Consider the following 24,658-nt stretch of genomic DNA (forward strand, 5'->3'; position numbering starts at 1 on the left):
AACGGGAGAATCAACCAGCGGTCGGTTCCGAGGAAATCTGCTGGCCCATTCCCTTGGTCAATGCCATAAAGGCTGACTCAAGGTTGATCTCTTCTTCGCGGAACATCGTGATTTTATGCCCTGCTTGAATGAGAAGCGTCGGCAGATCACTATAGTCTTCCACGTCTTTCTTGAGTGTCACCAACAGATGATCAACGCGGGATTCGATCGACTCGACGAGATCTGATTGCTCTAACGTTTTGCCGGCGGCGTCGTTGTCTCCGGCGACTGCGATCAACAGCGTTGTCTTTTGCTTGACCTGCTTGATGACTTCGGTAACCGAGGCGTTTACTTCCAGTACACCCCGATCGATAATTCCGATCTTGTTACAAACGTCCGCCAACTCCGGCAGAATATGGCTGGACACGATGATCGTCTTCCCCATATCTCGCAAACGTTTCAGCAGGTTCCGCATCTGAATTCGGGCTCGCGGGTCGAGACCACTTGCCGGTTCGTCCAATAGCAGCACTTGCGGATTGTGGAGCAACACGCGGGCCAGCCCCAAACGCTGCGTTTGCCCACGAGAAAGCGTATTGGCGAAAGCGTTCCGTTTGAATTCGAGATCGACCAGTTCGAGCATCTCGTTACAAACTTTGGTACGAGCAGTTCCATTAATGCGATACGCAGCGGCGAAGAACTCGAGATATTCGATCACCTTCATGTCGTCGTACACACCGAAAAAGTCAGGCATGTAACCGACCAAGCGGCGAATTTCTTTAGGCTTGGTATAGATCGAGTTGCCACAGACGTACGCTTCGCCCCAAGTCGGATTCAGCAGCGTGGCGATGATCCGCATGGTGGTCGTTTTGCCGGCACCATTAGGCCCGATGAACCCGAATACGTCCCCTTGGGCGAGGTCGAGTTCGATCCCCTTGATCGCGTAGAAATCGCCGTACTTCTTCGTTAAGTCGATGGTCTTGATCATCGTTGTGCTGTCTCACTATCGCTACGTCGTTGAACCGGATAGACGATTCGCACATACGACCACGTTTGCGAATCCCCTTCTGCGGCTGGGGCACCATCGATTTGAACTTGCGAGGCTGGCTGTTCGACCTTGCCAACCAACACGGCTCGGTCGCCATGAATGTGCGAGGAAAGATCAACGTAGCTTTGAAATCGATTCGATAGATTCGTAAAGCCAGGACCACCAGCGGCACTGTAGAACATGGCCACTTCCATGATCCGTGCCACATCGGTACTTTGCCGATCCCACAAAGAATCCCCTTCCGACAACTCTTGCACACGTCGACGCTTGAGCACCTTACCGGTGTTTTGCACCGATTGCCCAGGCACAAGACGGGCCGTCCCGTTCGCTGGTAAGGTGGCTACAAAGTACGCCCATCGTCCGTGAAAAACGTAGCAGTCGGTCAGCGTCATGTTGGTCGGGTTGTGCAGCACGCCGTCGATCAATTCACTTTCACGTTCATTGAGTGGCTCAGCTTCAAACTCGTCCATCTCGCCCCAACCACGTCCCATTAACGTTTTGGACGACCAGATTTGAATGGGCACTTGCTTGAGCGAAGCGTCCGTAAGGTCACCAGGTGCAAAATCAATCGCATAGGGCGTGGGTACCGTCGAAATTGACTGTCGAGCACTCATGCCTCCTAACCCCGAACCTGCGAGCCCTTGCCAGCTTTCTAGCTGGTTCCAGGCCGTTGCCGGAATGTGGGTTGGCTGAATACGAATGTCATATCGCTTCGTCTCTGGGCTAAAGAGATGAAACCAGGAAGTTGAACGGACCGTGCTAGAAGCCATATCGACATCCAACACTTCCACATGGTTTAACTTCAACGCGGTTCCTTTCGACCAGGTTGCCAACCGCCAGATCCCTATGCTGGCCAGCAAAATAATCACCGGAAAGGTCACCCAAGTCCATTCCATTCGCAATTTAAAGCGACGTAGAAAGAAGTAATCCCCCGGACCAATTAACACCAGATAGACGACGAGGATCGCCCCGATCATAAAGAACGATACATTCCGTACGCCAGGAAATTGATCGAGCGCCATGCGCAACTGGCCGGCGATATCAGTGTACCCAAAGTGCGCCACGCTCCTTCCAGTAGGAGCCGCGTTCTTGGTTTCTTCTTGCCGGTCGCTGATATCTTCCAACAAGATCTTGAGCAGTGGTTCGCGTCCTTCCCACGAGGCGATTGGATCGGCCGTGAAATCGAAACTAAAGAAATCGACCGTGCCGAAACCGACAGCGCTGCGGATCCACAAAGGGTAACTCGCTTGTCGCGAACCTTCCACGACACGGCTAACCCCGATCGTTTCTTTAAGAACGGCCACGGTTAGTGCTCCGCCCACTGCGCGATCGATGCGAGCTTCTCGCCCCACCAACGCTTCCAGTTCGGTGGTATCGCGTACCTCGGCCATCCGATCGAACTTGCCAGGAGCGAAACGAGCCAATGGCTTCGAATCGGCAATCAACTCAGGTGCCCGCGCCCCCACCGACATTACCATGCGGCCACCCAGCTTGAGCCACTCTTGAAGGGCCTCAAGCTGCTTCGGCTGAAACTTTTCGACCTGGGCAGAATCGTTGGCAGTCCAAACCACAAGATCGACCCCTTCCATCAGGTACCAAGCCTCAGGCAATTGGCTCGGTTCTGACAAAGGCAGCAGCACGGTTGTATCCCCCAGCCGCGAACTGTAACGCTGGAGCGCATCGGCCATGCCCAGGTCGGCACCAATTTGCAAGAACCAACGCTGCGTGGCTTGGATCGGTTCGGCCAGATCGACGATGGGAATCTCGCGAATGGTTGTCTGGCTGTTCCCAGGCTCGCCGGTGACGAAATGGATCTGCAAGTTCGAGCTTCGGCGACCGATTTTCACCGGCACACGGTAGTTCATCCGGCCGTTAACTGTTTCTGGAACAGGGGCTTTGACTTCTACCGGAACCCCGTCACTATCGAGAGCGATAACCGTGACGTTGGCCTGGGATTCAAACGCATCGCTTGGCAGAGAAAGCCGAACTTCGGTCCAGCTTCCTAACTTGAAGCGACCAGCGATGCCTAGTTCGACCGAAATGTCTTGAATATTGTGCTCGTTAGCAACCCAGAAACCGCTTTCGCCCGGGGTTTGCTCTGCCACGGCTTCTTCCGCAGCGAACCCAGAAGGAGTATGCGCCAGACAAACGAGCGCAAGCAGACACGAAGCGAACCAGCGGAAAATTAGGTTGTAGGATAAGCTCCGCATCTTGATTCCCAAACAAGCCTGGGGCCGTTCTCTTCGCGGTACGTTTATTACGGGCAAACAACCGGCTTGTTCGGCCACCTCATCCGTTTGGCGGCTAAAGCTTCCCGCGGCCTTGCCCATAAGAATCACTCTTTGAGACAAGGTAAACCCTCTAGGATAGTCGCCGCGTGGGTGATGGGCGAGCGGCGGAAACGACCAGCGAACCGAATTTCCTCAGAAGTTTACGCCTAATGTTACGGTTTTTCCGCATCGTCACAGGTACAAACGAACTTTCCGCAGCCAGGACAACCGCTGCCATATTTTTCGTTTAACGCATCCGCCAAGTCGATTCCGGCCACATTGGCGATCGTTGCCAACCAAGCAATGACGTCGGCAAACTCTTCTTTCCGTTCTTGATGGGTACCCCCTCGCAGGGCGGAAGAAAGTTCCCCCACCTCTTCCATCAGCCACATGAAGGTCCCCTCAATCCCGCGGGCCTCGTCCTTCTCGAAGTACATCTCGCGGATGAGTTGCTGAAGCTGACGAAACCCAACGTCCCCAGCCAAGGGCGCGGAATCGTTTTCGCTGGAATTCTTGTCGGTCATGGGGAATCCGATGCGTTCTTTAAAATGGCTTCCGCCGCAGCGTTGTTGGCCTCGATTTCCAACACACGCTTGGCGATCGCTTGAGCTTTTTCCTGGTTGTCGACCTTCGCATATAACTGGGCCGCCTCGATCGACCACGATACCGTTTTTGGTCGTAGCTGACCAGCAACCTCAAACTCGCGAGCAGCCAATTCCCATTCTTCTTGGCCACGATAGGCCTGGGCAAGCAGTGCGTGTGCATCGGCATCCGAAACGCGGATTCCAATGGCCTCGTAGGCCCAACGGACCGCTTCGTCCCACTTCTCCTGTTGTATCAGAATCTCGGCCATCTTCTTGCGTAACAGCGGGTCGTGATGCTTAAGGGCCGATAACTTTGGAATCAGTTTCGCCAACGCCTCGTTATCTTTCTTAAGCAGATAAACGCGGAGAATCGATTCCTGCCAATCGGTCGTTGCTGGTTCTTGCTCGGCCCCTCGTTGGTAATACTTCAGGGCCTCGTCGATCTTTCCCTGCTTGATCCGCAGCCCGGCTAACAGAGCGACCGAGTTTCGCTCGAAGCGGTCGCTATTGGCCGCTTCTTCGATCTGGGCCAGCCCCTTCTCGGTATCTCCGACCGTTAGATAAAGTCGCCCTAACACGTACTTGGCGAGGGGGTGCTTGTTATCGACTTCAACCGCCTGGAGCGCAAACTTACGGGCGTCGGGGTATGCTTTTCGTTGAAAGTAAACGTAAGCCAGTTCGGCTTGGGCGTCGGCATCCTCCGGGTTTTCTTCCGCTGCTTGAACCAGTTCGGCAAACGCACGCTTATCGGACGAAGCCAACTTCACACCTTCGACCTGCTTGTGCAGAAACGCGAGGTAGCGACGCTCGAAGTCTGCTTTGTCGACCTGAAAAACATCTTGCAAGATCTCATCGGTCGTACGGTACTCGAGATATGCGGTCAGCATCCGCTGTAGCGCGTCGTCGCCGAACTCTTGCACGATGAACTGCGAGTAGTAATACGCCTGACAGTAGGCCATCGTCCAGTCGTCTTGGTCTTTTGGCCGAATGAATCCGTAATTGATACTTTCGAGATTAAAAACGTTGTCCTCGGCCAAGCGGCGCGCGAGTATCTGGTTCCAATCGGGCGGGCGTTGTTCGCTTTCGTAGCTAACCGCGAGTGCCTCGGTGAACCAGTGCGGGATATTAAATTTTGTTTGCTGCAAGTTCACCACATGCACAAACTCGTGCCGAATGACGTGAGCCCAGTTGTACGGTTCGTTGACCGATTCGGGCGAAGCCATGGCGATCATCTTCCCGGCACACGCCCCCACAGTGCCGATGTAAGGCAAACCGACCATGCGGGCACTGAACCAGCCGTGCCCTTTGGTGTTCTTGGCATCGTTAAAAATCTCGATCAAGGTCTTGTCCTGCGGAGTATAGTCGAGCCCCTGACACACCTTGGGAAAGACTTCGTCTTCCAAGAAGCGAGACATGTAAACCGCCAGCAAACGATCTTTGGTGGGATCGAAGCGAACTAAAAAGTGATCGGTTTCGATGGTTTCGTATTGGGCCAGGACATCCAATACTTGCAGCGTGTTCTTAACGCGAACGTTGAATGGATCGACCTCAAAAGCCTCGTCTAATACCTGCTTGGCAGTTGCTTCATCTCCCAACCGCATTAAAACCATGCCCAGGTCACCATGCACGCTGATCAACTGCGGCATCTTTTCGCTGGCCAACTGCAGATACTTAACCGCATCGGGATATTTGCGGACGATGTCACAACCTTCGCCTAGTGCTGCATAAAACTCGCCGGGGTTCTTGTGCTGGGCTTCGATTTCGCCCAGCAGTTTGCCAAAGCGAGTTGGTTCGTCGGAATCGGCATCGACCGTTGCCTCACCATCTGCTGCCAACATGGCCGCAGCCAGATAGCCGAGCGTCGTTTGGTCCTGGGGATTCAGGGTGACCGCTTCTTGCAGAAGCTCAATCGCTTGCTCTGGACGAAAGTCGGTTAGCTTGGCTTGTCCCTGCAGACGTTTCGCCACGACATGCTGAGGATTGATCGTTAGTGCTTGTTCGACCGTTCGCAGTGCTGCGTCGACTTGATAGCCGTCTAGTTCAATCGCTCCCTTATGCGCGAGCACGTCGGCACTGTTCGCATTGATCGCCACCGCCAAATTTAAATGCTTGGCGGCTTCGGCCATGTTGTACTTTTCGGCGAAGAGCTGCGACATGGCCAACTCAGCCGGCCAGAACTCTTTATCTCGTTGCAATACTTCTGGGAAAAGCTCGTTCACCAAAAATTGAAACTGGCTGCTATTGCGTGTCCAACGTGCATATTGGGCTGCGGCCAAGCCTACGTAGTAAAGGTCTTCAGGCTGGTCGAACTGGTCGTTGTCGTTGTAATAGTCGATAAACCATTCGTAGCCAGCTAGGGCTTCGTCCAAATCTCCACGGGTACGAGCAAGCTCGGCACCGAGCCAACGGGCGAGCGTTTGCTCTTGATCTAACGCCAATGCACGCTTAACCGCTTCCGTCGCTTCGTCGTGCTGGCCCCGCTCGAAATGCAATCGGGCGGTCTCGGCCCAGATATCTGCATTGCCGGCCCCCTCTTTGAGATAGGCTTCCGCCTGGGCCAACGCTTCGTCTCGTTTACCCTGAGCGTCAAAGGCTTGGATGGCCAGCCTGGCTTCTTCCGCCGAGGCCGGCTGCTCGCCAAGCTTCTCGATTACTTCGGCATAGCGTCCACGCAAGTAATCGGTACGCAACGCCTTGACGTCGGCGGCCGACAAAGTGTCTGTCACCAACAACAAAGCGAGACAAGCCATTACGGCAACAACCAAGCGTATCATCAAATCAACTGGCTCCTTCCCCTGCTCTGCCCTGTCATGCCGAGAGGGAAAAATCTAGAATGCAAAACAGATGTTATTCTAGTCTCACCAAGCCCCCAGAGCGAAGACTTTCGCCCAGAGAAGCGACAAGCCGATGTCTGATTTTCATACCGTAGCCAAAGTCGGAGACATCCCTGAAGGACAAGGCCAAGCGTTTAACGTGGCAGGTCGCACGGTCGCCGTCTTCAACACCCCAGAAGGCTACCAGGCAATCGACGACTTTTGCCCTCACATGGGAGCGTCGCTTGCTACTGGCCCACTGGAAGATGGCGTGGTTGTCTGTCCCTGGCATGCCTGGGGCTTCCAACTATGCGATGGAGCCTGGCTCGATAATCCCAAGATTAAGGTCGACTGCTTCGAAGTGCGTGTCGTTGGCGACGAAATCCAAGTCCGAGTAGAATCCAAAAGCGAAAAAGCCTGAAATTGCTCAGCCTTCGATTTCCTCCAGCACTTCGTCCGAGATATTGAAATTGGCCGAGACACCTTGGACGTCGTCGTGATCGTCCAGAGCGGCCATCAGCTTCATTAGCTTGCGGGCGTCGTTTCCTTCTACCTCGACAGAATCTTTCGGCAAGCGAGTCACGCTGGAGCTATCGACTTCGATTCCCGCTGCTTCCAACGCCTCTTGCACGTCGGAATAGACCTCAGGCTGACAAGTGACCGTGAAGCCATCTTCCTCGCGCTGAATATCATCGGCACCAGCCTCTAAGGCGATTTCCATCAAGCGGTCTTCGCTGATTTGCTCTAACGGAATGTTGATCACTCCTTTGCGGTCGAAGTTCCAAGCCACGCAGCCAGTTGCGCCGAGATTGCCGCCGCTGGTATCAAAGATTTTTCGAAGCTCCGAAGCTGTACGGTTGCGATTGTCGGTCAACACGTCGACCATCACCGCCACTCCCGCCGGACCATATCCTTCGTAGAGGATCTCTTCGATCGAGCTACCTTTCAAATCGCCAGTGCCGCGTTTGATAGCCCGATCGATCGTATCGTTCGGCATACGGGCACTCTTTGCGTCAGCGATGGCCAAGCGAAGTCGCGGGTTGGCATCGGGGTCTCCCCCTCCCATTGAAGCGGCTACGGAAATCGCTTTGGACAGCTTGGTCCAAATTTTTCCCCGCTTGTTATCGACTGCCTCTTTTTTTCTTTTGATATTCGCCCAGTGGGAATGTCCGGCCATCGCCTCAATCTTTCATCTGTCAGCTATGTGCCGTCTATCGGCAACGCGGTTTTTAGCAACGGAACAAGCTTTTCAAAATACAATCAGGGCCCAAGCAACTAACGTTGACTTTGCTGCTGAAGTTTTTCCTGCACCTGTTTTAAGATGTCCGCTTCTTTCTCTTTGTCTAGCGATTCGAGAGCCTTTTTCCAGGTTTCGATCGCCTTCTGTGGTTGCCCTGCCCCGATGTAGGCGTCTCCGAGATGATCGAACACGGTGCCGTCATCGTCGCCGGCAATCTCGGCCGCTTTTTCCAACTGATAGATTGCGTCGGAGTAACGTCCCAGGCGGTAATACGCCCAACCCAGGCTATCGAGATAAGCATAATTGCCGGGCTCGTCAGCAACCGCCTGACGGATCATATCGAAGCCGCGTCCCAAGTTCTGTCCGTTATCGACCCACAGATACCCTAAATCGTTCATCGCGCCGGTATCGTAGGGATATTCATCCAGCACCTGTTCTAACCATTCGGTAGCGATATCTAGGTCTCCATTTTGACTGGCTAAGCTAGAAAGCAAACGCTTGGCCTCGCGGACAACCTGACGCGTTTGCTGGTTGTCGTAATCGCTGGCAAACTTGTTGAGCAAGGTCTGGTATTCTTCAATTGCCTGATCGGTTCGGCCAGCGTGATATAAGATCCAGGGGATTCGACTACGCAGCAAAGCCGACTCTTCATCTAACAACGCTGCCCGCTTGGCCGTTCGCAAGGCCTCGTCGGTTTTGCCTTGCATTTCCAGAATGGTTGCTAGGTAGAAATAGAAAAGTGAGGTCTGCGATTTTGGCATGCCCAGCTTGATTGCCGCGCGAAGTGCCTTTTCGGCCACCACTTCTTGATCGCTGCGAAACGCCTTTAAGCCGAACTGCATCAATAGACGAGATTGTTCCTGCTTGTCGAGATCAGGCAACGCCGTCTGCAACCAATCCCAGGCCAGCTCACTTTCATCCGATTCTTGCAGGAGTCGAGCTACACCGATTCGCTCGTTCAATGCCAACGATTCCGGTTTCAGCGACTTGAGATACGCCTGATAAGCAGCCCACTTTTCTGGATCGGCAATCAGCTTCGCCAGGGGTGTGGTTAGCCTTGTCAACTCGTACTGAGCATCGAGCCCCGTCGCCAGCAATGTGGTTAACGCTGCCCAATCGGCTTGGGCAGTATAGGCCTGGCACAAGTTTGCCAGGGCCGCTGAATTTGTATCGGCTTCGATCAACGGCCCTGCGGTCAGCACGACCTCGTCCCAATTATCTTGTTCGGCATACAAATCAGAGAGAAAGTAAGCCAGCGGAGCAAATTCCGGTGCTTGATCATGAAGCGGACGTAGCCGCTCGATAACGTTCTGCAGGGCAGCTTCAGGGCTACCGACGGTCTCACGCGTGACTTTCAGCAGAAGCTCGTAAGGTCTCTTGCCGGCATCTTGATAGTTGGCCGCTAGATACTCATTCAGCTTTTCCTCGGCCGCCTTCCAATCCTTACGCACGGCTGCGACCTCTGCCGCATGAACCAACGCCATGGCAGGCCGCGACTCGGTTTCTTCTGACTTCGCAAACATCTTCTCTGCTTTGTCTGCTTCGCCAGCCGCTAAATAAGTTTCACCAAGCTGGTCGTAGGTCGCCCGGATGCCACCTTCGCTAAACTGCTCGATCACTTCTTCTAAACCAAACTTCTTTGGGTCGGCGATCATCTTGCTGACCTCGTCGGCATGCAGCGCCGCTTTCTTCGGTTCGCCATGCGAAAGGTAGAGCCCTAGCAAACGAAATTGCGTTCCCAATTCCTGAGCGTGGGCATCCTCTTGTGCGAGCATTTTCACCGCGCGCTGGTACAACTCCGCAGCACGCGTCGCTTGGGCATCTTCCAGACAATAATTAGCGATCCGCAAAAGCGCGTCCGCAGACATTGTGGGCTGATTCTCTGCCAACAGAATGGCATATCGTGAGGCAATTTCATTACGCTTGAGCATGAATCCAAGCCGCACGATCTCTTGCAAAATGCTCGGGGAACCAGGGCTAAGTCGAGAGGCCCTTTGGTAGGTTTGCAAAGCACCTTCTAGATCGCCACGATGATCTTGGAGTCGAGCTTTGGTAAGCAGCGTGGTCAACTTTAAGCGGTTATCGGCCGCTTCATTTCGCCCGGTCTGCGCCGTGAACGGCTCGGGCAGGAGATCAAAAGGAACGTCATCCTTGGTAGACGTCTTTGGAGGAGACTTGCCAGAAGCGGCATTGTCTGCCGAACTGGTACTCGGCTGAGACAGCATTCCTAAGAGCGGAAAGAGCAATAAGAACAAGACAGATCGATACGACCGGAATATCATGAAACCCCCAATCGGGCGGCGAGAGACGAAAACGAGCGAGGGCTTGGATCGAGCGTTAACGAAACGGCAGAGAACAGTCTTTCTCTGCACGCCACGCAAATGAGCGCCGTTGCCATTGCAGAAGCCAAGTCGGCTTCCCCCCGAAAGGTACGTCCTGAATTTTATCCTGCGAGTGAATTCTCGTCCAAGACGAATTCAATTTCCTGTCTCAGCGGCCCCCATCGGAGTTTAGCAGGGAGCCTATTTAGGCTTTTTCTTGGTGATCCGGGTCGACGACTTCTTGGTAGTCGTGGTTTTCTTAGCAGCTGCCTTGGTGGTGGACTTTTTCGTCGTCTTCTTGGGAGCGTCGGCTTCGGCAGGCTCTTCCTTCTTGGCGGCCCCCTTTTTGGTGGTCGCCTTCTTCGTCGCGGCTTCCTTCTTCGCTACGTCTTCTTTGGACTCGGATGCTGGTTCTTCTGCAACACGTTTGGGGAAGCGTGTCTTCGCATCTGGCGAAATCTCGAGCAGAAGATCGCGAATTTTCTTCGAGAACGGAGCTCCTTGAAAGTCGACTGCCAGCTCATGGATCATGTCGGCATATTCAACCCCTTTGGTCTTAGGGATCGCCCGCTCAATTCCAGGGACTGCCAACTTGTCCATTTCCTTGTCGCTGAGCGCCCCCAGAACGAACATCAGATTGACCAGCGCGCTATCGACCGGGATCGCATGCCCACCCAAACCGTGCTGCGTGACGTAACCCACAACAAACGGTGTAGCGCCATACTTTTCGATCTGAGCAACTGCTTTCCCTTGGTTTCCCTTCTTCATTCCTTCTAAGTCATATCCGTAGACCGACTCGAAGATATTTTGCAGCAGGGTTTTCACACGCGAAGAAGCTGCTTCGGGGGCGGGATGCTTGGTGAACATCTCCGATAACTCAGCAATGCTGGTCACGCGGATTTCGTTCCAGTCGATATATTCTTTCTGCATCACCTCGAAACACTCGTCAGCAACTTTGCGAGGAGCGTTTTCTAGGATCGCCGCGAAGACCAACTGTTCTACGATGTTCCGCTTGTCCGCACCCGCAGAAGAGTAGTGCTTTTTGATTACCTTCTGGGAAGCGGTAAAAACATTTGCTCGGTTTGCGGCGGCCATGTTCTTTGTGGATTCTCTGATGTGGTTCTTGGCTGATTGAATGGCAAACGGAAAGAAAAACGTTACGAGCGATCACCTTCGTCGACCGGCTCGTCATCCTCTTCAGAATCGAGATCCTCCGCCACATTCTCTGGCGAAGGATCTTCGGCGTCTTCTTCCTGAGGCAGAACCTCTTTCAGGATGCGGCTAACCTCCAACGACTGCTTCACTCCCTTATCGATCTCAAATTCGAGCTTAGGGATATAGCGTGTGTCGATGCGGTCTTTGATACAGGCTTGAAGAAAACCTGCCGATCGTCGCAGGCCGTTAAGGCACTGCAACTGTTTTTTTTCGTCCCCCATGATCGAAACGTGGACCTTGGCACTGCGCATGTCGCCGGCCACTTCCACTTTCGTCACGGTAACGTCTTTAACGCGGGGATCGCGCAAGCGAGTCAGGATTGCCATGCTGACAACTTCCCGAATCGCGGATGCGGCTTTTAATGTTCGACGTGACGTCATAAGTCCTTTCCCCAATCAAGGGGCTAACTCTAGGAGGGAATAAATTTAGCTTTCCAAAGTTCGAGCGAATTCCTCGACCTTGAACGCTTCCAAAATGTCCCCATCCTTGATGTCGTTGAAGCCGCCGAGTTTGATACCGCACTCGTAACCTTCGCGAACTTCCTTGACGTCGTCCTTTTCGCGTTTCAGCGAGTCGAGCGGATATTCACCGATACCACGGCCATCGCGATTCACACGAATACGGCAGTTTCGTTCGATGATGCCACCCAACACACGGCAACCGGCAATCGTACCGATACGGCTGACGGTAAACGTTCGCTGAACCAAAGCACGTCCCAATTCGGTAACGCGTGATTCGGGACGCAAACGTCCTTCCAACAGCATTTTGATGTCTTCGGTCACCTTGTAGATGATGCTGTAACGACGAATTTCGACGCCACGATCATCGGCCAAGCTACGCGCGGCTTCATCCGGAATGACATTGAACGCCACAATCACGGCATCGGAAGCCGAAGCGAGCGTTACGTCCGCCACAGTAACTCCACCCACGGTGGCCTGCATGACGCGGACCTTGACTTCGGGGTGATCGAGCTTGTCCAGTTCTTTCTGGATGGCTTCGATCGAACCACGGGTATCGGCCCGTAAGATGATGTTGAGGTAAACAATCCCTGCTTCGTCACCAGCCAAATTGCCGGATTGCAGACGAGCCTGGAAGTCCTCGAACGAAATCTTGACGGTGTGACCACCCAAATGCTGTTCGCGATTACGGCTCGCTCGCATTTCTGCGATCTCACGGGCATCGGCGATATCGTCCAGAACGTAGAAACGTTCGCCCGCAGCAGGGGCTTCATCGAAACCGGTCACATTCACCGGAGTCGACGGAGGCGCTTCTTCCAAGCGAATACGTGGGTTCAGCGTGTCGTACATCGCCTTGACGCGACCAAATGTCGAACCGCACACAACCACATCGCCCACTTTGAGCGTACCGTTGTTCACAATCAACTTGGCCAGAACACCGCGATCGGATTCTTGTTCCGCTTCCAGGCACACGCCCACCGCTTCGCGGCTGGGGTTGGCCTTGTATTCGTGGATTTCCGAAGTCAACAAGATCGTTTCCAGCAAGGTGTCGACACCTTCGCCGGTGATGGCGCTGGTTTTCACCACTTCGACATCGCCACCCCATTCAGCCGGAAGCAGACCGTGCTGCGAAAGCTGCTGGAGAGCTTTGTCGGGGTTCGCCCCGGGAACGTCCATCTTATTCAGAGCCACGATGATCGGTACACCGGCCGCTTTGGCGTGACTGATCGCTTCTTCGGTTTGCGGCATCACACCGTCGTCGGCAGCCACAATCAACACAGCAATGTCAGTAACATTGGCACCACGAGCACGCATTTCAGTAAATGCTTCGTGCCCAGGCGTATCGACGAAGGCGATTTTCTTCTCGCCCTTGTCCACAATGTAAGCTCGGATGTGTTGCGTAATACCGCCTGCTTCACCTGAAACGACATCGAGACCGATGATCTTATCAAGCAGCGACGTCTTACCGTGGTCGACGTGCCCCAGGAAGGTGACAACCGGCGGACGTTCCAAGAGATCTTCGTCGGCATCCACCTTATCGTCGATCTGGTTGAGAAGCGTATCTTCGATCGACTCTGGTTCCCTGATTTGCAAATCGATACCATGTTCAGCACATAGCAATTCAGCCGTCTCGGCATCAAGGCTGGCGTTAATCGTGACCATCTGGCCCAGCCCCATCAGCGTGCGTTGAACGGCTTGGACTGGCAGCCCGGTCGCTTCCGAGAACTCTCGCAAGGAACACGGCAACTCCAGGGCGACATCGGTCTTTCGAGGTGCGGCAGTCGAAACCTTGTTGCTCGACTTTTCGCGACGTGGCCGCGAGCGACGACCACGAGTTTCACCATCGTCGCCACCATAAATCGAGCCAACGTTTCGGTTACGCTTACGCCCTTGGGTGCGGGCATCGCGGCTTCCGGCCATCCCGGCCATGCCGGTTGTTTTGCCCTTCCCTTTCTTGCCACGTGGTGTGGCTTCGTCACCCTCGCGAACCTCTACGACTTCTTCGATGTCGGCGACCGACTTACGATCCTTCGTTTTGCGTTTCTTTTCATGCAGCTTGGTGAACTCTTCGAGAGGAGCTTTCTGCCCTTTTTTGGCCCCTTTGATGGCCTCCTTGGGCAACTGCATGATTGGCTTTTGCGCGGCAGGCTCTTTCTTTTCAGGAGTCTGCTTTGGCGCCGGAGCGGTTGGCATCTTGGCAATCTTAACGACCGGTCCAGCCTTTTTCGGCTTCGGCTTTTCGCGTCCCTTCCGGTCGTCGTCCGGTTTCTTGGGACCACCAGCACCTATGGTGCGGACCTTTCGCTGAGAACCAATCGCGATGTAGTCACCACGGCGAATTCCTCGGACCGGTGCGTCTGGGTCGGGCTTCTCTGCCGCAGGCTGCTCTTTTTCTTGTGGCTTTTCCTCGGTCGGCTGAGCCACTTCCTGCGTCTCAGCAACCGGGGCTTCTTCTTCCTGGCTATCGGCAGGCGTCTCGTCTGAGGTATCTTCTACCTCCTCCGCCTCTTCCGCTGGGGCAGGAGCCGCCACTTCCGCTTCGACTTCCGGAGGAGCAGACGATTCGGGCGATTCCGCGCTGGGCGAAACCTCTTCTTCGGTAGCAACCGAGGAGGCAGCCAAGTCCGATTCCTCGATCTCGTTCCCCTGTTCGTCCTTGGTGCGTACCCGCCCCCCCAAAGGTCCGCCTAACGTGCGAATTTGCTTGGGCTTCGCCGGCTGAACAGGCCGTTCTGGGCGAATGGGTTCTTCGACGGTAGACCGCCCCTGACTTCCACGGCGCGAGTCATCTCCGCCGGAGTCTTTGTTAAGAAATGCTTTGACTTTGACTAATTCGTCATCGTCCAGGCTGGCAAGTGCAGACCCTTTACCGGTAACACCTGCGCGATTGCAAATGTCGACGAGTTGCTTGCTATCTACCTGAAGTTCTTTAGCTAACGCGTAAATTCGTATGGGCACTTGTGCCTTCCTGCTGAGTTCTCTGGTGATGACGGAGGTAGGATCACCTCACGAATCATCGGTTTACCGGGACTAATCATCCTATGTCCCGCCAAATATCTTGCCAACCACGAACCAAACGCCCGATTGTCATAACCAGAGGTTCGGTGAATCCGGCAGCCCGCACACGAGTGCGACCTCCGCCCGATTCGTTTCGCTATTGGGAACTCATCGGGAAAGGCCTCGCCGCCGAGGTGATACGAAAATTAGGCTCCGCTTAATCATTGTGCGGAGCCATCCTTGAGTTTTTCCTCGCGAATTCGTCGACGTTCAGCTTCCATGGCCCTTTCGGCCTTTTCCGCTTGCTGTTCGGCCAGATCGCGTATCTGTTCGACTTGCTCTTCCGTGTACTCGCCCATTTCCATCATGGCATCCGTTTCAATCACCGAAAGGTCGTCGTAAGACAAAAAGCCTTCGCCAACCAACTGTTCGGCCACTTCTTCGGTAATACCTTCAATGGTACTGAAGCCTGACACGGCTCGCTCAATTTGCTCCTCGAGTTCTTCGCGAAGCATGATTTCGATGTCCCATCCGCACAATTTGCTGGCGAGACGGACATTCTGCCCGCGCCGACCAATTGCCAGAGAAAGCTGATCTTCACGTACCAGAACGATGGCGCGACCCATCATTTGGCACAGAATGACTTCCTCGACTTCAGCCGGTTGCAAGGCGTTTGTAATCAATTCTTGTGGATTCTCGCTCCAACGCACGATATCGATGCGTTCTCCGGCAAGTTCATCCACGATGTTTTTAATGCGGTTACCACGCACCCCCACACACGCACCAACGCAATCGACTCGCTGATCAGAACTATCGACGGCAACCTTGCTGCGGTAGCCAGGTTCGCGGCTGATGTTGCGGATTTCGATCACACTTTCCGTGATTTCAGGGATTTCCTGTTCGAACAGGCGTTCCACGAACTTCTTATTGGTACGGCTCAGCACCACTTTCACGCGGCTGCCTTGCTTACGCACCTCGAAAATTACCGCGCGAACGCGATCATTTGCATGGAACGATTCCCCTGGAATTTGTTCGCTACGAGGCAAGATCGCCTCGACATTATCCAGCGTGACAATCGTCGCTCCACCTTCGCTGCGATGAACGATTCCATTGACCATTTGGCCAATTAGATCGTCGTATTCTTCGTGCAGCGCATCGCGTTCCGCTTCGCGGATTTTTTGAATGATGACTTGCTTGGCCGTTTGAGCCCCGATGCGACCGACGGTTTCTTCCGGGTCCATGGGGACGCCATCGATATGGCCGCTAATAGTCCCGTCTTTTCGATCGATATTGATCACGACCTCGGCGTCCTCGGAATGGTACTTCCGCGAAGCGGATACCAATGCCGATTCGATCGCCAGGAAGACGATTTCTTTGTCGATCTTTTTGTCCCGGTGAATCGCATCTACGATTCGCAAGACTTCAGACGGATTCATGAGTCCTTCACTTTCAACGATAATTGCTGCTCTGGGTTGGCGAGTCGGTGGACTCCCTTCCATTGACCTAGAGCAGGCTTACTTTCGGCAATGGTCTGCCGTATTTTACCAAATTGTAAGTCGGTCTTCCGGCCACCTAAACAAGGCGGCCGAGTCAGTTTCGTCCGGGGGACGAAAGACGCAGACCTGTTTTTCCATCAAACCAATGCAACGCCGCAGCCCGAAACGCAATCGGCACGGTTTGCTCTTTTAGGCCGGAGCCCAAGAACATACCGTCCGCCGAGTCGATGCCAGCTTTGGCAGTCAGCCGAGGCAAAACGGCATCGTTTACCCCGTCACCTGGGAGCCGAATGTGAACAAAGCCCACATCTCCCAGCGATTCGATCAGTTCTACCTGACCGTGGCCAGCCGCCAGCCAATCGGCGGAAGATGCCTCAGCAAAGAGGATATCTTCCGGTCGGACGCCGAGAACAACTTGCCTCGCGCCGCTTGGTTCTTGCTGAGGGCGTTGGTTGGCCGCGATATCCAGTTGCAATCCGCTACTGCGGAACTGGAATCGGCCATTTTCCTCGACCAATTCTCCCTCAAGCAAATTCATACCAGGCGTTCCCAGAAAGCTGGCCACAAACCGATTGGCGGGTTTATGATAAACCTCGCCCGGAGGACCAACTTGCTGCAAAACCCCTTTATCCATCACCGCAATCCGGTCTCCGAGCGTCATCGCTTCGACCTGATCGTGTGTGACATATATCATCGTCGCCCCTAGGCGGCGATGGAGTTCTTTTAATTCTCGTCGCATCTCGACACGTAATTTTGCATCGAGATTCGACAAAGGCTCGTCAAACAAAAAAGCAGCCGGTTCACGCACAATCGCGCGTCCCAATGCCACCCGCTGACGTTCGCCACCCGAAAGCTCACGCGGATAACGATCTAACAGTTTGCGAATTCCTAGTGTGTCGGCCACTTGGTCGACCTTTTCAGGAATTTGTCGATACTGCTCTTCACGCTTCGCGGCGTTTTCGGCATCTCGCCAGCGCCGCCACAACCGGGAAACGAAATTCCCACCGTAGCGAAGTCGCAAGCCGAACGCCATGTTCCGCCTGACTGTCATATGGGGATACAACGCATAGTTTTGAAAAACCATAGCGATGTCGCGATCTTTTGGCGAAACGTGTGTTACGTCTCGCCCCCCAATGGCAATCTGCCCGCTCGAAACTTCTTCTAGCCCGGCAATCATCCGTAATGTGGTCGTTTTTCCACAACCACTGGGACCTACCAAGACTAAAAACTCTCGATCGGCAACCTCTAAATTCAACTCGGAAACCGCAGCGATTGAATCGGAAAATCGTTTATCAACTTGGTTTAGAACGACTTTCGCCATGATTAATTGCTGCTGCCTGCCGACTGGTTTACTTACCAAACGGAAAACGGCTCTCAAAATGAAAGCCGTGTTACGTACTGAACTTAGTGGCAGTCACAATCCCGCTAAGATACCGGTCAGAGGCCGCAGTGTCAACCAACTGCACTGCTAGCACACCCCCTTAAACCCCGCGAATGGCGATTGCCGAAGCCTGACCTTGCGGGCTGAAGTTCAAGCTGACGAACACGCCATCCGACGAGATCTCTTGCGGTTCGCAGCCGATATTCAAATCGCATTTTGGGTCTCTCGTGGTAAAACCAAGCGTACCAGGAAGCATTTTTTGCTGTTGAGCGAGAAGACTACCAATCACTTCTACGATGCCACCACCGGCCCCCAGGTTACCAAAGTAACTCTTCATGGCGACCACTGGCGTTTTATTTGCCAGTTCTCCCAAAAACTTCGTCAAACCGGCCGCTTCGTCCCAATCTGACTGTTTAGCCCCCAGACCGTGGGAGTTAATATGCTGAATCTCGCCCGCCCCGATCCCTGCATCACGGCAGACGATTGCCATGGCATTGGCAATTGCCGTCGGCCGATCCGGCGAACGATCGGCATTCCACCCTGTTGAAATGGACTGGCCAAGGACTTCCCCTAAAATCTTAGCCCCTCGCGCCTCAGCGTGCTCTAGAGACTCCAGGACCAATGCACCAGCTCCTTCGCCGATCACCATGCCCCGACGATTCAAATCGAACGGCAGACACTGCCCTGCCCCTTCGTCGGTCCCCTCGGCAATAGGATCTTGCAAAAACGAATGAACGGTGCGCGTTTCATGCACCCGCGTCCCTGTTGATCCAGCAATGATTAGATCGGCGTGCCCACGCGCGATTGTCATCATCGCTTCACCCAACGCGGCCCCAGCCGAGGCCTCTCGCAAGGTAATTGAGTTATTTGGGCCACGCATATCATTAAAAATAGCCACGTGGCTGGCCGGCATGTTGGGCAGGTATTTGAGTAACCAAAGCGGGGTAATCTCTGGTAAACCCTTTTCTGCCCATTTTTCGAACGAGAACTCACCCTCGTCATTCAAACAAGCCGCAGTGGCTTTGTCGAACTCCTCGGGGAGGGTCATCATATAGTCCGAACCAAAGATGACGCCTGACCTGACAGGATCGTAATCTCCCATCGCCAAGCCGCTGTGCTGCAGAGCTCGCTGCGCCGCCGCAACGCCCATCTGAATATCGCGGCACATCACTTTCAAATTCTTACGAATCGAACGTGTCTGTTCTTTGCCAACTTCGCCAAAGTCGGCGATATTGCCGGTAAATTCACGTGCTTCGCCAGCGTACGGACTTGGCAGCGCTTCGGCTGGCAAGCTCTCAATCTTGCGAATTCCTGAAGTACCTGATTGCAGGGCACTAGAGAAGGAGTCCAGATCGATCCCAAGCGGGCTGATCTGTCCCATACCGGTTATGACTACTCGTCTCGGTTGCATTCGTACGCCTATCGACACCAGGGCAAAAGAGTCCATGCCGTGGGTGCTGGGGATTCTTAATAGTGACCCAAAATTTTAGGGCACCATCGCGACAATGTCGATGGGAGCCAAGCCCCTGCCGCGTTGTACGTAGGAAGCAAAATTCTACCGCCCAAAACCTTAGATTTTGCTCGCAAGTCGATCCCACACCCTCAGCCAACTAGCCAAACACAAGATCAAGCCACCCATAAGAGCTGCTTCGGTTTATTAATATCGCCCGCGGCTATCGACCGCTGCTGGCTGAGCCGTGGTTACTGGCTGCCCCGCTCCGGTCTTGGCATCCCCCTTGAACTCAACAAACATCAACCCATCCGCTCTGGGGGGTCGTTCCGGCAACAATGCCGCCAAACCTGGAATTTGCGGAGCCGTTCCAGCCATGCCTGACTGCGGACGAGCAACGACGCCACAGCTAATCAGCAGTACCTGGTCTGATGGCCAGCGAAATCGCTCGTGCAATCGCCAACTAACCATTTGTGGAATTTGAATATCCACGGCCTGCCGCCTTCCCGCCGTGGGAACATCGACGTCGACGGTCACAAACTTCTCGATCTGATCGACACTGCACTTTAGCACCGCATCGATCATCTTATCGTCCGGTGTGAGCAAGGGACTGACCTCCATTGCAAAGCCTTCTTCGATCTGATCACTTTGCAACTCATACCCAGGAAACGTCTGCGTGGCTCGCACTCCACGAACAAACGTTCGCGGCTGCAACATCGAAATCGTGCTCGACTGGCCGTTATGCACCAAGAGATCGGCCGCGTGATGCTCGCGAAAATCGCTCCGCTGTCGCAATTCGTTCAACAAGACAGCCGCATTTTCTTTGCTCATCAGCCAGGCCTCGATCCCCGGCGTTTTCACCGAAACGGGCTGCATCATGCGGTAAGCCAAACGTCGCCAGTTAGGACTGGTAACGGTCACCATCCGCACCCCCATTTTTTTCACTTCGGCTTGGCTGTCCACAAACTTGGTGACAATCTCGGTAACCACCTCTTGCATCTCAGGTGTGTGGTAAACACGCAAAGTCGTTTTACTGGCGTGCAACATCCCTAAAGGTTCGCCGAACCAGACATCCGTACCTGTTTCACGCAAAATCCAATCGATGATGGCCTGCTCTGGCTTCGCAGTTGTCGTCACGCGAGAGGTATAGGGCGTGATGTCATAATCGCGCCAAACTTGCCCGGCATCATTGGGCAATTCCTTTAAGCCGGAAGTTACCTTGAGCAACGTACCAGAGGACGAAACATTCTCTTTTGGCGGAACGCTCGGTTCGGTCGAGAATGCGGCAGGCTGAACACTCGCAACTGGCCGACCCGGTACCGAAGCCCCTGGGTTTCGCCACTGCAAGGAGGAATTCTCGCCGCTTGATCCGCCGCCACTGATCGGCATAGGGCGGGGCGCCGACTGGGCAAACGCCACCTGAGCGACACAAGCGACCAATAGCATGCTAAACAGGCATCGAAGTGCCATGATTCAATCCTCCGTGATTTTACGTCGATACAGCCTCGCCGATTCCATGATTTGGCTGAGAATTATCGCCGAAAGTCGCCGGAGTATAGAAACGCGTTAAAGTCGTAGCAAGACGAATCGAGCGATAGCACCCGGGGATTCACCTAAAGAAGATCGTTTAGCCAATCATCATCTTTCGGTGCCGGCTTTTTGGTAGGAGCCGCAGGACGATGCGTCGAGGGTGCGGCAGGCGACGTAGAAGAAGCCCTTGTCGCCGTTTCCTTCTGAGGACTCGGACTCGACACCGGTCGAGCTGGCGTCGGCTTGGCTCGCTTCGGGGGCGCATCGCTAAATAAATCGATATCATCGACCTCGTATTCCGGGATCGCTAGCATCTGTGGCTCTGGCGAAGCTGACGCCTTTTCTTTCACACCGACCGGCACAGGCTTCGATCGCTGCTCACTTACCACCCTCCCCTTACCTGGGTCACGAACCACTTTTTCCAGGCCGTTATTCCGCTCGCGGACGAGCCGCTCCTCGCGTTTTGGATCGTTCATCACCCCCAAACGCTGCATCAACACATACCAAATCAGGGCAATCCCAGCAGAGGCAATGAGCCCCAAAATGGTTCCGATCAGTGGGCCAGCAAAGATCCTCCCCACTACCACAGCTACCAAGCAAAAAAAGAGTGCACACAAAGCCGAAATGATCATAAAGTCGCGCGGCGTCGACAATTCGTGCAATTGCGTTTCCAGCCAGCGTTCCATTTTGGTTTTCGGCTCGGTCCCGGCAGCCAAAGCCTCGGAGGTAAGCACCTCGAAGAATGCCTCTAACTTGACGTGATACCCACAACGCTTGCAAAGGTACTCGCCAATTCGCAGGTGATTACCACACTTGGGACAGTCGATTGCCTTTGGCTGATCGTCCTCTTGCGTTTGCGGCTCGTAATTCGGCTCGACAATCTTAGCCAAGTCAGCCTTGCCGGGGCTTTGAACCTTGACCGGGCTCAAGCACTTCGGACAACGAACATCCTGTCCCATCAAGCGATCTTCGGCCTTAATGCCGACACCACAGCAAGGACAAGTAATTCGAATCATGGAAAAGGGCTCATGCGTGAAAGGCTTCAACTCGCTTAGCGACTCGCCGAGGCGAATCACTTCAATAACAAATTTTTCCCCAAAACCGGCGAAAACGCAAGGTTTATCCCAAGGAAACCGTCCCCAGAACGAATAGGTCAGTGCTGATAACGACTAGTCAAAAAAACTGCGAACCTAACTTTTATTAACCTCGTGAAGTGGGCTGCTTAACGTGGCATTCGCTCCTACTGATGAATAAAATCGACCCGAGAACGTCCCCCCTAACCGGATAATTATTTCCTATGCCAAAGCTCTTTGTTGTCTGCCCGAACTGTAAAGGAAAATATTCCGTTGCAAACGAAGATATCGCGGGCAAGTCAGTAAAATGTCAAAAATGCTCTCAAAAATTCACTGCCAAGGTCTATGCCGCCTCGTCGCCGAAACCAACCGCAGCTCGATCAGCCCCAAGCCCCGTCGGGTTCAGCGATAGCGACCTTTTCGGCGATAGCCCAGAAAAGGAGGACATCTTTGCCGACCTGGCATCCCCCAGTTCGCCAGCGCCAACGCTAGGCTCGCTTCCGCCGATGACCCGCAAAAAAGCCGCGTCGCGATCAATCCCCATTGCCCCGATTGTCATAGGTGTTGGGGGCATTGCACTTGTGGCCGTGATTGTCATGGTCGGGATTTCGATTGCTAACAGTGCAGGCGACTGGGGCGGTTCGAGCATCCCGCCACTACCGAGCAACGGCTCGCCTGCGGGAAACTCGTTCGCGAGCAGCGCTCCGGGTGACGACCAAGCCAACTTCGAGCAGCATCACGAAGTTCTCGACACCCAAATGAAGCTCATGAACCGCTTCATCGATGCCATGGAAGGGGTGAATGGCGAACAAGACCTACCTCAGTTTGTTAGCACCGTGAACGGCCTTTCTTCCGAACTGCGAAGCCTAGCCACTCAGGTTGCCAATCTTCCTAAGATCTCATCCGAGAACAACAAGAAGCTCAGCCAAGAGGCGGAACGCCGCACCAAAGAGTTCCTGCCTCGAATGAAAGCAGCTGGCCAGAGAATGGCTCAGTACAACCGTAACGCTGAGGTGACCAACGCCATGCTCGACTTCCAAGCCGCTGGCAAAGAGGTTAGTAACGCGATTTCGTCTGCCCGTACACGACTGGCAAACTCCCCTGCCCCGAAACGCCAAAGCCCGACTCCTACGCGTCGTCGATCCAACAAACCGCTAACCAACTTCCAGTCGAGATACGGCTTCGAGAATACGGTGACCTTCCGAGGTCAAGAATTGGAGGTCAAACACGGACAGATGATTACGGAACACCTGAAACCAATGCTGGCCGATACAGCATCGGCGGCGAGTTCGAGTAGCAATACCGGTGGGGTGGTCGAATTGCACTACGAAGGTGAAATCAGCGACCTAGTGCCCCATGTCACGTTTGGTGAGATCAAAAGCGTCGATGAGAATGAACGAACCATCTACCTGAATTCGGTGAACTTCCCGTAACATTGCCCATCACAGACAACACAGAAAAAAGCCTCGGCGAGCAAACTCACCGGGGCTTTTTTTCTGTTTGAACTTTGCTGCTCGGCAATCACGGATTGCAAAAGAACTACTCGGTGTACTCTTTGGCAATCACACAAGCATTATGCCCACCGAAACCAAAGCTGTTGCTCATCGCATAGCAAACCTTGCGATTCTTAGCTTCGTTCGGGGTGTAATCCAAGTCACAAGCCGGATCTGGCTTGGTGAGATTAATCGTCGGGGGAATGATGCCTTCGTTGATCGCTTTGATGCAAGCAATCAACTCGATACCACCACTGGCCCCCAAAGAGTGCCCCAGCGAGCTCTTGGTGCTGGAAACAGCCAGCTTGTAAGCGTGGTCGCCGTAAACGGTTTTGATCGCCGTTGTTTCGGCCTTGTCCCCCGGAGGAGTACTCGTGCCGTGGGCGTTGATATAGTCGATTTTTTCTGGTGCCAGCGAGGCATCGTTCAGGGCATTTTGCATTGCCCGGGCTGCACCACGTCCCTCGGGATCAGGCGAGGTAATGTGCCCCCCATCGCCACTGCAGCCAAATCCTACTAGCTCAGCCAAAATGGTAGCACCGCGAGCCTTGGCATGCTCAAGTTCTTCCAGCACGACCACGCCAGCACCTTCCGCCATGACAAACCCATCTCGGTCCAAGTCGAACGGCCGGCTTGCTTTAGCAGGATCGTCGTTACGGAACGAAAGGGCCTTCATGTTCGAGAAGGCACTAATCCCCATAGGCGTGATGCCAGCTTCCGTCCCGCCAGAAATCATGACGTCGGCTTCGTCGTACTGAATTGCTTTCAGTGCGTCGCCCAAGGCATTGGTCGCACTGGCACATGCCGTGGCAACCGTGTAATTAGGGCCACGCAAGCCATAACGAATCGAGATATTTCCCCCGGCTGCGTTTAGCATGAGGCGCGGAATCGTCATCGGAGAGACACGATCAGCACCCTTGGTTAGCAGCTTCTCGGTTTGCTCTTCGATGGTGGCAATGCCCCCCACGCCAGAACCGAGAATAACACCACAGCGATAGGAATCTTCTTGCGAAAAATCCAAGCCTGAATTTTTGACCGCATCGATTCCAGCGACCATTCCAAATTGCGAGAAACGATCAAGTCGCTTCTGCTCTTTCGAGTCGATGTAATCGTCAGGCGCCCAATCATGAACGTCGGCCGCAAACTTCACCTTGAAACGGGAGGTATCCAGGATCTTGATATCATGGATGCCGCTCTCGCCAGCGATCAACTTGGACCAAAAGGTATCCAAGTGACAGCTTAGCGAGGAGACAATCCCCATTCCGGTAACGACAACGCGACGTTTCATGATTCAGTGAACGCTTGGGGTTCTA

At 54.0% G+C, this 24,658-nt stretch carries 17 protein-coding genes; 2 read left to right on the top strand and 15 right to left on the bottom strand.

Features of this window, described 5'->3' with window-relative positions; translation table 11 throughout:
* Nucleotides 1-10: 10 nt before the first annotated feature.
* The 4 genes from DTL42_RS22260 to DTL42_RS22275 all read right to left on the bottom strand — a co-directional run bounded on the left by DTL42_RS22260 (nucleotide 11) and on the right by DTL42_RS22275 (nucleotide 6,652).
* Nucleotides 11-964, bottom strand: coding sequence for an ABC transporter ATP-binding protein (locus DTL42_RS22260; RefSeq protein WP_114372340.1), 954 nt, complete (start codon nucleotides 962-964; stop codon nucleotides 11-13).
* On the bottom strand, nucleotides 961-3,234 hold the full coding sequence (locus DTL42_RS22265; RefSeq protein WP_147274405.1) for a hypothetical protein: 2,274 nt from the start codon (nucleotides 3,232-3,234) through the stop codon (nucleotides 961-963). The genes DTL42_RS22260 and DTL42_RS22265 overlap by 4 nt, the downstream gene beginning before the upstream one ends.
* A gap of 233 nt (nucleotides 3,235-3,467) precedes the next feature.
* Entirely contained in the window at nucleotides 3,468-3,818 is a 351-nt protein-coding gene (locus tag DTL42_RS22270; protein WP_114372344.1) for a MazG nucleotide pyrophosphohydrolase domain-containing protein, read from the bottom strand.
* Entirely contained in the window at nucleotides 3,815-6,652 is a 2,838-nt protein-coding gene (locus tag DTL42_RS22275) for a tetratricopeptide repeat protein (protein ID WP_114372346.1), read from the bottom strand. Before DTL42_RS22275 ends, DTL42_RS22270 begins: the two co-directional genes overlap by 4 nt.
* 133 nt (nucleotides 6,653-6,785) lie before the next feature.
* Here DTL42_RS22275 and DTL42_RS22280 point away from each other — a divergent pair, with 133 nt between their 5' ends.
* Nucleotides 6,786-7,112, top strand: a complete 327-nt coding sequence (locus DTL42_RS22280; RefSeq protein ID WP_114372349.1) for a Rieske (2Fe-2S) protein — start codon at nucleotides 6,786-6,788, stop codon at nucleotides 7,110-7,112.
* A 6-nt stretch (nucleotides 7,113-7,118) separates the two neighbouring features.
* Here the strand turns inward: DTL42_RS22280 and DTL42_RS22285 are convergent, their stop codons facing one another.
* The 10 genes from DTL42_RS22285 to DTL42_RS22330 form a co-directional block, all read right to left on the bottom strand.
* The gene (locus tag DTL42_RS22285; RefSeq protein ID WP_114372351.1) at nucleotides 7,119-7,868 is read right to left on the bottom strand and encodes a YebC/PmpR family DNA-binding transcriptional regulator; all 750 of its coding nucleotides are present in this window, start codon (nucleotides 7,866-7,868) and stop codon (nucleotides 7,119-7,121) included.
* Between the two features lie 98 nt (nucleotides 7,869-7,966).
* A complete protein-coding gene (locus tag DTL42_RS22290) occupies nucleotides 7,967-10,186 on the bottom strand; it encodes a tetratricopeptide repeat protein (protein ID WP_158545515.1) in 2,220 nt (739 codons plus the stop codon).
* Nucleotides 10,187-10,453: 267 nt separating this feature from the next.
* The gene (locus DTL42_RS22295) at nucleotides 10,454-11,347 is read right to left on the bottom strand and encodes a hypothetical protein (protein ID WP_114372355.1); all 894 of its coding nucleotides are present in this window, start codon (nucleotides 11,345-11,347) and stop codon (nucleotides 10,454-10,456) included.
* A 62-nt stretch (nucleotides 11,348-11,409) separates the two neighbouring features.
* Entirely contained in the window at nucleotides 11,410-11,847 is a 438-nt protein-coding gene (rbfA, locus tag DTL42_RS22300) for a 30S ribosome-binding factor RbfA (protein WP_114372357.1), read from the bottom strand.
* Nucleotides 11,848-11,892: 45 nt separating this feature from the next.
* Nucleotides 11,893-14,883 carry a translation initiation factor IF-2 gene (gene infB / locus DTL42_RS22305; RefSeq protein WP_114372360.1) on the bottom strand — a complete coding sequence of 997 codons (2,991 nt, stop codon included), beginning with the start codon at nucleotides 14,881-14,883 and terminating at the stop codon, nucleotides 11,893-11,895.
* 260 nt (nucleotides 14,884-15,143) lie between these two features.
* Entirely contained in the window at nucleotides 15,144-16,358 is a 1,215-nt protein-coding gene (nusA, locus tag DTL42_RS22310; RefSeq protein WP_114372362.1) for a transcription termination factor NusA, read from the bottom strand.
* A gap of 154 nt (nucleotides 16,359-16,512) precedes the next feature.
* Entirely contained in the window at nucleotides 16,513-17,739 is a 1,227-nt protein-coding gene (locus tag DTL42_RS22315) for an ABC transporter ATP-binding protein (protein ID WP_114372364.1), read from the bottom strand.
* Between the two features lie 160 nt (nucleotides 17,740-17,899).
* Entirely contained in the window at nucleotides 17,900-19,246 is a 1,347-nt protein-coding gene (locus tag DTL42_RS22320) for a beta-ketoacyl-[acyl-carrier-protein] synthase family protein (protein ID WP_338065631.1), read from the bottom strand.
* Between the two features lie 210 nt (nucleotides 19,247-19,456).
* Nucleotides 19,457-20,719, bottom strand: a complete 1,263-nt coding sequence (locus tag DTL42_RS22325) for a hypothetical protein (protein ID WP_114372368.1) — start codon at nucleotides 20,717-20,719, stop codon at nucleotides 19,457-19,459.
* Nucleotides 20,720-20,862: 143 nt separating this feature from the next.
* Nucleotides 20,863-21,795 (bottom strand): hypothetical protein, encoded by a 933-nt coding sequence (locus DTL42_RS22330; protein WP_147274406.1) that lies wholly within the window; start codon nucleotides 21,793-21,795, stop codon nucleotides 20,863-20,865.
* Nucleotides 21,796-22,076: 281 nt separating this feature from the next.
* Between DTL42_RS22330 and DTL42_RS22335 the strand changes: the two genes are divergently transcribed.
* Nucleotides 22,077-23,285 carry an MJ0042-type zinc finger domain-containing protein gene (locus tag DTL42_RS22335; protein WP_114372372.1) on the top strand — a complete coding sequence of 403 codons (1,209 nt, stop codon included), beginning with the start codon at nucleotides 22,077-22,079 and terminating at the stop codon, nucleotides 23,283-23,285.
* Nucleotides 23,286-23,391: 106 nt separating this feature from the next.
* Here DTL42_RS22335 and fabF read toward each other — a convergent pair whose 3' ends face one another.
* The gene (gene fabF / locus DTL42_RS22340) at nucleotides 23,392-24,633 is read right to left on the bottom strand and encodes a beta-ketoacyl-ACP synthase II (protein WP_114372374.1); all 1,242 of its coding nucleotides are present in this window, start codon (nucleotides 24,631-24,633) and stop codon (nucleotides 23,392-23,394) included.
* Nucleotides 24,634-24,658: the final 25 nt, after the last annotated feature.

Source organism: Bremerella cremea (genome assembly GCF_003335505.1).
GTDB classification, from domain to species: domain Bacteria; phylum Planctomycetota; class Planctomycetia; order Pirellulales; family Pirellulaceae; genus Bremerella; species Bremerella cremea_A.

Coding starts and splice junctions, on each gene's coding strand:
- DTL42_RS22265 (WP_147274405.1), bottom strand. CDS start 3,234: ATGCGGAGCTTATCCTACAACCTAATTTTCCGCTGGTTCGCTTCGTGT.
- DTL42_RS22330 (WP_147274406.1), bottom strand. CDS start 21,795: ATGATTCGAATTACTTGTCCTTGCTGTGGTGTCGGCATTAAGGCCGAA.
- fabF (WP_114372374.1), bottom strand. CDS start 24,633: ATGAAACGTCGCGTTGTCGTTACCGGAATGGGGATTGTCTCCTCGCTA.
- DTL42_RS22335 (WP_114372372.1), top strand. CDS start 22,077: ATGCCAAAGCTCTTTGTTGTCTGCCCGAACTGTAAAGGAAAATATTCC.
- DTL42_RS22295 (WP_114372355.1), bottom strand. CDS start 11,347: ATGGCCGCCGCAAACCGAGCAAATGTTTTTACCGCTTCCCAGAAGGTA.
- DTL42_RS22280 (WP_114372349.1), top strand. CDS start 6,786: ATGTCTGATTTTCATACCGTAGCCAAAGTCGGAGACATCCCTGAAGGA.
- DTL42_RS22315 (WP_114372364.1), bottom strand. CDS start 17,739: ATGGCGAAAGTCGTTCTAAACCAAGTTGATAAACGATTTTCCGATTCA.
- DTL42_RS22320 (WP_338065631.1), bottom strand. CDS start 19,246: ATGGACTCTTTTGCCCTGGTGTCGATAGGCGTACGAATGCAACCGAGA.
- DTL42_RS22325 (WP_114372368.1), bottom strand. CDS start 20,719: ATGGCACTTCGATGCCTGTTTAGCATGCTATTGGTCGCTTGTGTCGCT.
- DTL42_RS22270 (WP_114372344.1), bottom strand. CDS start 3,818: ATGACCGACAAGAATTCCAGCGAAAACGATTCCGCGCCCTTGGCTGGG.
- nusA (WP_114372362.1), bottom strand. CDS start 16,358: ATGAATCCGTCTGAAGTCTTGCGAATCGTAGATGCGATTCACCGGGAC.
- DTL42_RS22275 (WP_114372346.1), bottom strand. CDS start 6,652: ATGATACGCTTGGTTGTTGCCGTAATGGCTTGTCTCGCTTTGTTGTTG.
- rbfA (WP_114372357.1), bottom strand. CDS start 11,847: ATGACGTCACGTCGAACATTAAAAGCCGCATCCGCGATTCGGGAAGTT.
- DTL42_RS22285 (WP_114372351.1), bottom strand. CDS start 7,868: ATGGCCGGACATTCCCACTGGGCGAATATCAAAAGAAAAAAAGAGGCA.
- DTL42_RS22260 (WP_114372340.1), bottom strand. CDS start 964: ATGATCAAGACCATCGACTTAACGAAGAAGTACGGCGATTTCTACGCG.